Raw genomic sequence first — 11237 nt, 5'->3', positions numbered from 1 at the left:
GGCATGGGGCGCTACGGCCTCGAGTCGCTCCTCGACCGCGACCTGCCCGTGATGATCCCGCTCGTGATCTACACCGCGACCCTCTACATCCTCGCGAACCTCGTGGTCGACGTCCTCTACGGCGTCATCGACCCGCGGATCAGGTACGACTGATGGCGCTGGTCGCCGTGGAAGGAGCCGGGCCCGATGAGCGTGGCATCTCGGCCTGGGGCATCGCCTGGCGGCGCGTCCGCCGCGACCCGGGGGCCATCCTGGCCGCCGCGGTGATCCTCGTGCTGGTGCTCGTCGCGGTCTTCGCGCCGCAGATCGCGCCGTGGGACCCGGCCCGACCCGACCGCGCCGTGAGCTTCAGGGCCGCGCCGCCCTCGGCCGAGCACTGGTTCGGCACCGACAGGGCGGGGCGCGACGTCCTCTCGCGCCTGATCTTCGGGGCGCGCGTGTCGCTGGCCGTGGGCTTCGGCTCCCAGCTCCTGTCGCTGGCCCTCGGCATCGTGTTCGGGCTCATGGCCGGCTACTTCGGCGGCTGGGTGGACGTGCTCATCTCCCGGCTCATCGAGATCCTCCAGGCGTTCCCCAGCCTGCTGCTGCTCATCGTCCTGTCGGTGACGATCGGGCCCGGCCTGGTGACGGCCTACATCGCCCTCGGCATCGTGGGCTGGTCGGGCGTGGCGCGGCTGGTGCGGGGCGAGACCCTGAAGCTCAAGCACGCCGACTACGTCGAGGGCGCGCGGGCCCTGGGCTCGCGCAGCGCCCGGCTGCTCTTCAGGCACGTCTTCCCCGGCGTGCTGCCCAGCCTCATCGTCATCTACTCGATAGGCGTGGGTGGCGCGATCATCGGCGAGGCCACGCTGTCGTTCCTCGGCCTGGGCGTCCAGCCCCCCACGCCGTCGTGGGGCCAGATGATCGCCGACGGCCAGTCGTACCTCACCACGGCCTGGTGGATCAGCGTCTTCCCCGGCCTGGCCATCGCGGTCGTCGTCATCGCGTTCAACTTCATGGGCGACGTGCTGCGCGACGCCTTGGACCCCCGGATGCGGGGGCAGTGAGCCTCGCGGCCGCTACTCCGGCGCCCCTCACCGGTCCGCGGCGAGCCGGCCTTCGCCGGCGCAGGTCGCGGCCGTGCCACCGCCTCCCGCCGTCGCCGCCACCGCCCCTCCCGCCCGCGCCGACAGCGTCACCCCGCTGGGCAGGGCGGCGGGCAGGTCGTCGGGCGTGAGCGGCGCGAGCGTCACGGCGTCGAACGTCGTGTAGGTGAGCTCGCCCGTCGCTTCCCAGACGTCCACGACGGTCACGGTGGAGCGCGGCGCGCCGTCCCAGCCGAGGAGCCGCCTGGCGCCGATGCCGCCGGCGGCCAAGAGCTCGAGGCCGCGCCACACGCCGGGGTAGTACGCGGCGTGGTGGCCGGAGACGTAGGCGGCGGCGCACCCTTCCCGCATCAGGTCGGCGAGGTCCTCGGCGTCGGCGAGGCGTTCTCCCGGCGCCTCGCGGCCCACCGAGAACGCGACCAGCGGCAGGTGACCCACCACGAGCCGCACGGACGCCCGCCGCGCCGGCTCGCTGGCGAGCTGCTCCGCCAGCCAGGCGCGGCGCTCTTCCGGCACCAAGGGGCTCGAGGCGTCGATGACCGCCACGAACACGCCGCCCACGCTGAACGAGTAGTGGAACGGCACGTCGGCGTCGTCGTGCACCTCGAGGCCCGCCCGGTGCACGGGGTCGGACCAGTAGGCGGCGGCCGCCTCCCTGTCGCGCGGGAAGGCGTAGGCGCCGCCGCTCCGCAGGCTCGAGGCGTCGTGGTTCCCCACGGCCAGGGCGTAGGCGATGCCGGCCGCGCGCAGCGGCGCGGCCACGTGCTCGTCGAACGACCGCCACATCGCGTCGAGGTCCTCGCGCGTGAGGTCGCGGCTCTGGCCGGCGATCACGTCGCCGGGGAAGACGACGGCGTCGGGGAGCCAAGTGCCAGTGATCGCGTCGATCACGCGGGCGAGCGGGGGCGGGTAGTCGGTGGAGCCGTAGGGTCCGTTGAAGTCGCCGAGGACCACGAGGCGCGTGTCGCCGCGCGGCGGGTCGAACGGCTGGGCCGCGGCGTGGGACAGGGCGGCCAGCAGGAGGAGCAGCGCGCCCGTGAGGCGCGGTCGCCCGGCACAGGCGAGGCGGACCCCGTGCGACGAGGCCGCTCCGCTTCGCTGCGAGGACGAGGCTGCGGTGCTCGCCGAGCCGCCGCCCGCCGCGGTCACGCCGTCAGTCGGCGGTCTCAGACCCCAGCTCGATCCCGAAGCCGGCCTCGACCCAGCCGGCCGTGCCCCCGGCGAGGTTGGCCACCCTCTTGTAGCCGTTGAGGGCGAGGTAGCCGGCCACGTGGGCCGAGCGCGAGCCCGAGTTGCAGACGACCACGACGTTGTCCGGCACGTCGCCCAGCCGCTTGGTGATCTCGCTCATCGGCACGTTCACGGCGCCCGGCACGTGCCCCCTCTCGAACTCCCAGGCCTCGCGCACGTCGACCAGCACGGCGCCGCCCGCTAGCCATGCGGCCACGTCCTCAGGCCCGATCTCGTCGAACATCAACCCCTCCGAGCGGCTCAGCTAACCCGCGTTCCCGACGTACATCATGCCGTCCAGGCGCCCTCCGAGTCGGAGAGCTCCACCACGTCGCCGAAGCCTCGGCTCCGCAGCAGGCTGGCGACGACGGCCGCGCGGCCGCCGGCGTGGCAGTAGACGACGAGCGTGCGGCCCTTGGGCACGTCGGCGATGCGCGTCAGCACCCGCCCGGCGTGGATGTTCACGGCGCCCGGCGCGGCGCCGGTGGCGTGCTCCTGGGCGGTGCGCACGTCGAGGAAGGCCAGCTCCGAGGACCTGGCGCGCGCCTCCTCCGGCTTCAGCATGGGCACCGGGCGCGTGGGGAGGCCGTTCAGGTCGGTCACGTAGCCCATCACGTCGTCGATGCCCACGTAGCTGAGGCGCTCGCGCAGCCTCTCGGCGTGCTCCTGATCGCGGGCGAGGAGCACCAGGGGGCGGCGCTCGGTGTCGGGGTCGATGGCGTAGGCGGCGTAGGTCGCGAAGGAGCCGCCGCCCGGCACCGACAGCGAGCCGGGCACGACGCCGCGTCGCTGCTGGACGAGCGGCCTGGTGTCGATGAGCACGACGTCGCGGTTCACCCGCCCGGCGAGTCCGGCGGCCTCGAGGCGCTGCAGCGGGGGTCTCTGGCCGAGGAGGGGCGGCCCGTCGCGGTTGAGGCGCTTCATGCGGCCGAAGTAGCTGGGCGCGTCCGGCTGTCCGGCGAGCAGCTCGCGCGTGAACGCGTCCTCGTCGTCGAGGAGGCCGGCCCACCAGGCCGTGAGCCGCTCGTAGCCGACGGTGGTGCTGGGCACGCCCGCCAGCGACTTGCCGCAGGCGCTGCCCGCGCCGTGGCCGGGCCAGACCGCTACGTGATCGCCCACCTCGGCGAGCAGCCGCCGCAGGCTGCGCCGGAGCTGCCTGGCGCCCTCGTACTTGGTGTCGCGGTAGCCGGCGGCCTCGTCTAGGAGGTCGGGGCGACCGACGTCGCCGGCGAACACGAAGTCGCCGCTGAGGAGGTAGCCGGGCTGGCCGTGCGGTCCGTCGGTGACGAGGAACGAGACGTGCTCGGGCGTGTGGCCCGGCGTGTGCATGACCTTCAGGGTCACCTCGCCCACCTCGATGACGTCGCCGTCGTGCAGGGGCAGGTGGTCGAAGCGGTAGCGCCAGTCGGGTCCGCCCTCGGCCGAGAGGTAGAGGTCGGCGCCGGCGGCCGACGCGAGCTCGCGTGAGCCGGAGAGGTAGTCGGCGTGCACGTGGGTCTCGGTGACCGCCACGATCCTGAGCTTCTTCGCCGCGGCGGCAGCGAGGTAGACGTGGGCGTCGCGCCGCGGGTCCACCACGATCGCCTCGCCCGTCCTCTCGGAGCCGATGAGGTAGCTGGCCTGCGCCAGGTCCTCGTCGTAGAAGCGTTGCAGGATCATGCTCCCCATCACCCTCCCGACAGACCGCGCACCGAGGCGGCGAGCCCGGCCGTGCGCTCCTCGACCGGTCCGTCGGACCTGGGGGCGCCCTCCGGCCGGCCCCTTGGTCCGATGGACCAGCCCGACCGCCGGCGGCGGGCGAGACACTCTAACCAGGCGGCGCCGCGCGATAGGTGGCTGGACGAACGCCGCGCGCCACAGTATGCGCTTCATGCATAATGGCCGCGTGGCCGAGCTGCCGGACGCCGAACCGCTCATCACCCTGCTCACGCTGCACGAGACCGGCAGCGAGAGCGCCGCGGCCGAGCTCCTCGGCATCGGGCAGTCGTCGGTGAGCCGGCGCATCGCCGCGCTGCAGCGGCTGACGCCTGAGCCCCTGACCATGCGCACCGCCACGGGCACTAAGCTCACGCCCGTCGGGGAGCGCCTGCTGCCGTTCGCCCGCGAGGCGCGCGCCGCCCTCCAGGGCGCCGCGCGCTGGCTCGCCGCCGGGTCGCTCTCCGGCGCGCCGCTCCGCCTCGGGCTCGACCCGGACCTCGCGCCGCGACTGGCCGGCCGGCTCGCGACCCTGGCCGGGCCCGACACCTCGCTCGACGTGGAGGAGGCGTGGTCCCGGGACCTCGTCGAGGCCGTCAGGCGCGGCGACCGTGACGCCGCCGCGGTGCTGTGGGCGCCCGCCGGCGCCGAGCCCGGCCTGCGGACCGAGGACCTCCCAGCCGATGACCTCGTGCTCGTCGCCCCGGCGGGCGCGCGGCTCCTCCTGGACGGCGAGGTCGACCCCGTCGCCGTGCGCGAGGCCACGCTGCTACTGCCGCCGGAGGGCAGCGAGGTGGCGGGGCGCGCCCGCGCCGAGCTGCGGGCGCTGGGGCTCGAGCCGGCGCGCGTGGCTACCCTCGGCAGCGCCGCGGCCGTGCGCTACGCCGTGAGCGCCGGCGCCGGCCTCGGCGTGGGCCTGGCGTCTGCGTTCGAGGCCGAGGTCGCCGCCGGCTGGCTGACGGCGGTCCGCCTCGGACCGCCCGGGGCGTTGCGCCCACGGCTCGTCGTCTCAGACCGCCTGCCGCCCGCCGTCGCCGACGAGGTGCGGGCCGCCCTGGGCCTCGCCAGGCTGGTGCCGGTGGCTTCGGGACCGGCGGCGCCGTGACGGCTCCGGTGCTCGGGGCCCAGGGCGGTGCCGTGGCCGAGGGGGAGACGCGCGGCGAGGGCACCGGCGCGGGCGCCCCGGTCCTCGGCATCGACGCCGGCGGCTCGAGCGCGCGGTGGCTGCTCCTCGGCGTCGACGGCTCGCCGGTGGCGCAGGGGCGCGTGGGCCCCGTGTCGGCGATCGAGCTCGGCCGCGAGGCCAGCCCGGCGCTCGCCAACCTCGGCGCCCTGGCCGAGGAGGTGCTGACCGTCACCCGGCCGCAGCGCGTGGTGGCGGGCGTCACCGGCCTCGACACGGGCTCGCCGCAGGCGCGCCGGCTCGAGGCGTTCCTGCGCGAGCGACTGGGCCTGGGCGATGGCGCGGTGACGGTGCTGGGCGACGTCGTGACCGCGTACCTGTCGGCCTTCGAGCCCGGCGCCGGGGTGCTCGTGTACGCCGGGACGGGCAGCGTGGCCGTGCACGTGGCGAGCGACGGCGCCATCGTGCGCGCCGGCGGCCACGGCTACCTGATCGACGACGCCGGGGGCGGCTACTGGATCGGCCGCGAGGCGCTCAAGCGCCTGCTGCGCGCCGCCGACGAGGCGGGAGCGCCGCCCACGGGGCGTCTGGCGACGGCGGTCTTCGGCGCGCTGGGCGGCTCGGACTGGCCCACCGTGCGCGACGCCGTGTACGGCGGCGGGCGCGCGCGGGTCGCCTCCCTCACGCCCGCCGTGGCGCTCGCGGCGGCCCGCGGCGACGCCGTGGCGCGCGAGGTGCTGGCCGAGGCCGGCCGCGAGCTCGCCCGCCTGGCCACGGTCGTGTGCGGCCGCCTCGGGCAGCTGATGCCCGTCGCCCTCGCCGGCGGCGTGGCCGGTGCCGGCCCCGCCCTGGTGGATCCCCTGGAGCGCGCGCTGCCCTCCGGCACCCGGCTCACCGTGTCGACGGCCCCGCCCGTCGCCGCCGCGGCCGAGCTGGCGCGCCGCCTGGCCACCGGCGAGCGCAGCCTGCCGGCGGCGTGGTCGGGCGAGTGAGGGCGCAGTGCCTCTCTCAGTTCAGCCCCGGGCGGCTTGGCGCGGTCGCCCGCTCGACGGCGGCGGCGCTGCCCGCCAGGTCGATGACCGCGAGCGGCACGCCGGGACGCGTCGCCGCCGCCTTCCGCCACAGCTCGGCGTCCTCCGGCCGCGCGCTCAGGTAGACGAACTGCCTGCCCGACGCCTCGACGACGTCGAGGACGGCCGCGGCGACCTGGGCGAACCTGACGGGGTCGGACGTCGTGAGGGCCTCGTCCAGCACGAACGGCAGGGTCTCCACGGTCTCGTCGGTCGCCGCCTCCTCGGCGGTGAGGGCGAAGGCCAGCCGCGCCGAGATCAGAAGCTGTGCCCGCGTGCCGGTCGAGAGCTCCTCGAGACTCAGGTGCCGATCGGCCGCGCCGTCGCGCCTGTCGACGGCGCCGAAGCGCCACCCGGCCGACGACCTCTCGAACGTGAGCTCGAAGTCGCCCCGGGTGACGCGGCCGAACCACTCCCTGGCCCGCTCCAGCGCCGCCGGCTTCGCCACGGCCTCGTGCTCGCCCTCCACGTCGTCGAGGAGGTAGCTCGCCGCGGCGTGCTCCATGCGCGCCTCGCGGTGCGCCTCGAGGTCGTCACGCGCGCGGCGGGCGGCGGCCGCCGCCCGCTCCAGCGCGCGCTCCTTGCCCGCCGTCTCGAGGCGGCCCTTGAGGGCGCCGATGGCCTCGCTGAGGCGCTTGACCTCGGCCTCCGCCCGCTCGGCCTCGGCCTGGACGGCGTCGATGGCGGCGAGATCCCCGGCCTCCGCGGCCGCGACGAGCTCGGGCTCCGGGGACAGGGAGCCGCGGCACAGCTCCGCCTGCGCCTCGGCGTCGGCCAGGCGCTTGCGGGCGCGCTCGTACTCGGAGCGCAGGCTCACTAGACGCGCGACGTGCCGGCGCAGGCCGTCGACCCGCTCCGGCGTCCACGCCTCGGCCGACGCGGGGATGCCGTCCTCTAGGTCCTCCGGCCGGTAGCCCAGCCTCTCGGAGAGGGCCGCCAGACGCCGCGCGGCCGCGGCAGCCTTCGCCAGCGACGCCTCGATGCCCTGCGTCAGCTCCGCGACCTTGGCCGCGGCGGCGTCGCGGGCGGCGACGGCGTCGCAGACGCGTCGGCAGCGCTCGCGGAGCACGGTGGCCGCCTCGTCGGCTCGCGCGGGCTCGCCAGCCGCGACGAGGTGGTCGATCACGCGGGAGCAGGCCGCCGCGCGGCGCGCCTCGAGCTCGCCCAGGCGGGCCTCCAGGCCGCGCAGCCTGACGAGGCCCAGCGCGTGCTCCCTGGCCAGCGCCAGCCACTGGACGAAGCCGGCGTCGCCACGCGCCGTGAAGCCGTGCTCGTCGCGGAGGCTCGCCAGGTGCGCGGCGGCGTCCTGGCGGCGGCGCTGCGCCTCGGCCAGCTCGTCCCGCAGGCGAGCCGACAGCTCCTCCAGCCTCTCGCGCTCCTCGCGCCTCCGCTCGGCCGCGGAGGCGGCCTCGACGACGTCGGCGAGGAGGCGCGCGACGGCCTCGTGCGTCAGCTCGGCCGGCGGTGATACGCCGGCGGCGGCCAGCGCCCGGCTCAGCGCGGCGTCGGCGACGTCGCGACCGGGCGCGCGCGGACGGCGCCACACGGCGAACGCCACGAGCAGCCAGACCAGCAGAGCGCCGGCGCCGACGGCGGGCCACGGGGCGGGCAGGAGCTGGGCGGCGGCGAGCGCCGCTGCCGCCAGCGCCAGGGTCACGCCCCACGCCCAGCCGGGCAGCCTCGGCGCCGGCGGCGGCAGCTCGAGCCAACGCGCGAGCTCATGCGCGGCGCGGCGCTGCGCCGGGACGCGCTCCGCCGCGAAGGGCTCGTCGAGCGCCGAGAGGCGCTCCTCGACCTCGCGCAGCCGGCGCGAGAGCCTCTCCTCCTCCAGCCCGGCGGCGTGGACGTCCAGCGCCGCCGACGCGGCGCCGTCGACCGCGGCGCGGTCGATGCGCTCGGCGCCTGCGTGGCCGGCGACGCCGCCCATGTGGCGCCACGACTCCGCGACGGCGTCGCGCTGGTCGGCGAGGTCCGCGGCCGTGGCCGCCGCCTGCTCGTGCAGCTCGCACAGCTCCTCCGCCAGCGCGACGTGCTCCCGCGCGGACGCCAGCGTGAGCACGGCCGGAAGCCTGCCGCCGCGCGCCACGTCCTCGGCCTCCCGCAGGCGACGCCTCCTCTCCTCGGCCTCCTCGAGAGCGGCGCGCAGGTCGCGGGCGAACTCCTCGACGGCTTCGACGTCGCTGGGCACGAGCTCGGCCAGCGCGGGCGGCAGGTCGCGCAGCGTCGCCGCCGCGGCGGCGGCCTCCGCCACGGCCGCCGCGAGGTCGCGCGCCGCGCGCACGGCGGCCCCGCGCGCGGCGAGCCTCCGCTGGGCCTCGAGCAGCTCCTCCTGCGCGCCCAGCGCCTCCTCCTGCTCGTGGAGGCGCGAGAGCTCGCGCCTGAGGTCAGAGAGCTCCTTCTCGGCCTTCCTGAGGTCGGCGGCGTAGGTGCGGACGCCCTTGCCGGGCGTGCCCAGCCCCTTGCGCAGCGCCTGGAAGTCGACCCCGCCCGTGAGCTCGAGCTGGAGGCGCTCGGCGATGTGCTCGTCCACCGAGCCCCTGCCCCCCTTGTGTCGTCCGTCGCGTCCCGCGACGAGGTCCTCGAGCTCCAGCACGTAGGCGCCGAGCACGTCCGGCGACGGCAGGCGGGGCGCGCTCGCCTCGCGGCCCGCGCGCAGCCACGTGACGCCCTCTCCCAGCCGGTGGGCCAGGAGCGGCGAGCCGTCGTCGGCGACGAGGCCGAGCCTGACCTCGACGAGGCCGTCCTCGCCGCCTGGGTAGAGGACCGCGCGCAGGGCCCTTATGAGGCTCGACTTGCCCGAGGCGTTGGGCCCCACGACGACGTTCACGCCGGGGACGAAGCCGCGGGCCTCGAGCGGGCCGTTGAGGCCGTCGAGCGTGCTCACGTGGACTGACTCGAGCCTCACGCCCGCATCTCCATCATCTCCGCCAGCAGGCGCGACGCGGCGCGGCGCAGTGTGGCGGCGACGGCCTCGTCGTCGAGCTCCGGCGGCTCCAGGCCCTTGTAGTCCCTCTGCCCGGCGGCCTCGAGCATGGCCTCGCGGGCACCCGCGATGAGCGCCGTCCTCTCCTCGCACGGCGGCCCGTCGAGGAGCAGCAGGCGCCGCGCCATGAGGGCGCGAGGCCCCTCCGAGCCGGCGACGGCCGCGACGTCGATAGGCGGGTAGACCTCGAACGAGACGTCGTGGACGAAGTACCGGGCGCCCGCGAACGTCGCGTCGAGCTCGCGCGGGTCCTCCTCGGCGAGGTGGTCCGCGATCTCGGCCCGCAGGCGGTGGCGCCCGACGACGCGCAGCCTGACCCCGACGGCGAGCGGCCGGTTCTCGCCCCAGCCCGCGAGCTCCTCGCCGTGCGCCTCGAGGGCGTCGGTGACGAGCTCGCTGACGCCGGCAGGCGCCTCCGCGCCGGTGACGTCCACCTCTACGGTGTCGAACAGCAGCGGCGACAGCGGCACGAGACGCGCCTCGACGCCCGCGCCGACCGTGACGAGCCAGGCGCCGCGCGGCCCCTCCTCGCCCGGGTCGGCCCCGAAGGTGCTGCCGAGGTAGCCGCACCAGCGGCCGCTGGCGTCGGCGGAGAACGAGGGCTTGTGCACGTGCCCGAGGAGCCAGGCGTCGACTGGCGCGCCCGCGAGGTCGGCGCGGCTGACGGGGGCGTAGGGGCTGCGCGACTGGTCCAGGTCGCAGTGGAGCAGCGCGAGCGTGGGCGCGGGGGGTAGCGCGGCGAGGCCGTCCGCGAGGCCGCCGAGCGGCGACTCCGTCACCTGCCTGTCGGGCCACGACCAGCCGACGACGTTGGCCTTCGCGCGGCCCGCCTCCAGCGTCACCGCCTCCCAGCGGCCCCCCTCGCCGAGGACCGTCACGGCCGGGACGGCCCGAGCGAGCCGCGGCAGCACCCCGACGTCGTGGTTGCCCGCCACGGCCAGGAGGCGGATGCCCGCGTCGGCCAGGTCCTGCGCGCCGCGCCTGAGGTCGGCGAACGCCTCGAAGTAGTCGTGCTCGTCCTCCACGACGTCGCCGGCCAGCAGCACCGCCGTCACGCCCTCAGCGACCGCCGTGTCCACCAGGCGCCGCCACGCCGCGGCGGGCCTGAGGCGGTCTGCCAGGTCGCTTGGGTGCCGGGGGAGCCGGCTCGGTTGCCGACCGAGGTGGAGGTCAGCCGCGCAGAGCAGTTTCATGGTGGACCCAACCTAGCGCCGCCGGCGAGGCGGCACCGGGAGATGTTCGGCATCGGCGGCGGTGGTCCGCGCAAGAGCCCACCGCATATCGGCTCGCCCCCAGCCGCGGCGTTCCTATAGGCTCTCGACTAGACGGTATGGGTCTACGTGAGGCCTCCGCCCGCACAGGCCCGGGCTGTGACCCAAGTGCGGTCCCAGGGTCGTATAGCCAGATATGTGAGGGAGTCCTGCGATGAGAAGCCCACGCTCATGTCGGGTCACACATTCAGGGCCATGGGGACGTGGGAGCCCTAGGCGCCGTGAACGATGTCTATGCGGTCTTGGAACTGAAGCATATCGGCGTCGCTAGTCAAGAGGACCCTACCCGACGTCTCGCAATGACGGGCGATAAGGACGTCGTTGATGCCGATTCGCTTCGCTTCCACATCAGCCAGGACCTGACCGATCGAGGTCTCGTCTAAAGCGACCTTCTCGAACCGCGCGTGCTTCAAGATGTCGGCCGTCGCCTGGCGGAACTCTTTGAGGAGAGTCGGGTACGGGCCTTTGCGGCGAAACTGCTTGCGCTCCTGCCACTCCTCGACGGGAATCAGGTTCCTCCCACCGCCAACTTTGTACCAGTGGCGAGACGCCATAGCCTCCATTACCCCGAAGAACTCCGCCAAGACGACGTCGAGAAGGATGATTTGCGCCCTGCGGACAAGCAGCTCGTTGTACGCCTTCGTGTAAGGGGAGCCCCGGCGAGTGTGATCGGGTTCGATGTTGTAGCTCGCCGCAAATACGAAAACAAGGACATTGGTATCCAGAACGACCTCATCGCTTCTCGAGAAGCGATAGCTACGGACCGTCCGAACCGACACT

General features: G+C 75.3%; 9 protein-coding genes. 3 read left to right on the top strand and 6 right to left on the bottom strand.

Annotation, left to right across the window (positions count from 1 at the left end):
- Positions 1-152 precede the first annotated feature (152 nt).
- Entirely contained in the window at positions 153-1046 is an 894-nt protein-coding gene (locus VF202_09955; GenBank protein HEX7040426.1) for an ABC transporter permease, read from the top strand.
- Between the two features lie 27 nt (positions 1047-1073).
- Here the strand turns inward: VF202_09955 and VF202_09950 are convergent, their stop codons facing one another.
- From VF202_09950 to VF202_09940, 3 genes are read right to left on the bottom strand one after another with little or no spacing between them, the layout of a single operon-like run.
- On the bottom strand, positions 1074-2234 hold the full coding sequence (locus tag VF202_09950; protein ID HEX7040425.1) for a metallophosphoesterase: 1161 nt from the start codon (positions 2232-2234) through the stop codon (positions 1074-1076).
- Positions 2235-2238: 4 nt separating this feature from the next.
- Positions 2239-2559 (bottom strand): rhodanese-like domain-containing protein, encoded by a 321-nt coding sequence (locus VF202_09945; protein ID HEX7040424.1) that lies wholly within the window; start codon positions 2557-2559, stop codon positions 2239-2241.
- Positions 2560-2603: 44 nt separating this feature from the next.
- Positions 2604-3974 carry an MBL fold metallo-hydrolase gene (locus VF202_09940; protein ID HEX7040423.1) on the bottom strand — a complete coding sequence of 457 codons (1371 nt, stop codon included), beginning with the start codon at positions 3972-3974 and terminating at the stop codon, positions 2604-2606.
- Between the two features lie 226 nt (positions 3975-4200).
- On the opposite strand from VF202_09940, the gene VF202_09935 reads away from it, so the two are divergent.
- Positions 4201-5115 (top strand): LysR family transcriptional regulator, encoded by a 915-nt coding sequence (locus tag VF202_09935; GenBank protein ID HEX7040422.1) that lies wholly within the window; start codon positions 4201-4203, stop codon positions 5113-5115.
- The gene (locus VF202_09930) at positions 5112-6125 is read left to right on the top strand and encodes a BadF/BadG/BcrA/BcrD ATPase family protein (protein HEX7040421.1); all 1014 of its coding nucleotides are present in this window, start codon (positions 5112-5114) and stop codon (positions 6123-6125) included. The genes VF202_09935 and VF202_09930 overlap by 4 nt, the downstream gene beginning before the upstream one ends.
- Positions 6126-6141: 16 nt before the next feature.
- Here the strand turns inward: VF202_09930 and VF202_09925 are convergent, their stop codons facing one another.
- From VF202_09925 to VF202_09915, 3 genes are all read right to left on the bottom strand, one after another.
- Positions 6142-9108, bottom strand: coding sequence for a hypothetical protein (locus VF202_09925; protein ID HEX7040420.1), 2967 nt, complete (start codon positions 9106-9108; stop codon positions 6142-6144).
- Positions 9105-10379, bottom strand: coding sequence for a DNA repair exonuclease (locus VF202_09920; GenBank protein ID HEX7040419.1), 1275 nt, complete (start codon positions 10377-10379; stop codon positions 9105-9107). The genes VF202_09925 and VF202_09920 overlap by 4 nt, the downstream gene beginning before the upstream one ends.
- Before the next feature lie 290 nt (positions 10380-10669).
- On the bottom strand, positions 10670-11236 hold the full coding sequence (locus VF202_09915) for a PIN domain-containing protein (protein HEX7040418.1): 567 nt from the start codon (positions 11234-11236) through the stop codon (positions 10670-10672).
- Between the last annotated feature and the right edge of the window lies 1 nt (position 11237).

The sequence above is a fragment of the Trueperaceae bacterium genome, assembly GCA_036381035.1.
GTDB lineage: Bacteria > Deinococcota > Deinococci > Deinococcales > Trueperaceae > DASRWD01.
This window is presented reverse-complemented; position numbering and strand designations above follow the sequence as displayed.

Coding starts and splice junctions, on each gene's coding strand:
- VF202_09920 (HEX7040419.1), bottom strand. CDS start 10,379: ATGAAACTGCTCTGCGCGGCTGACCTCCACCTCGGTCGGCAACCGAGC.
- VF202_09940 (HEX7040423.1), bottom strand. CDS start 3,974: ATGATCCTGCAACGCTTCTACGACGAGGACCTGGCGCAGGCCAGCTAC.
- VF202_09945 (HEX7040424.1), bottom strand. CDS start 2,559: ATGTTCGACGAGATCGGGCCTGAGGACGTGGCCGCATGGCTAGCGGGC.
- VF202_09955 (HEX7040426.1), top strand. CDS start 153: ATGGCGCTGGTCGCCGTGGAAGGAGCCGGGCCCGATGAGCGTGGCATC.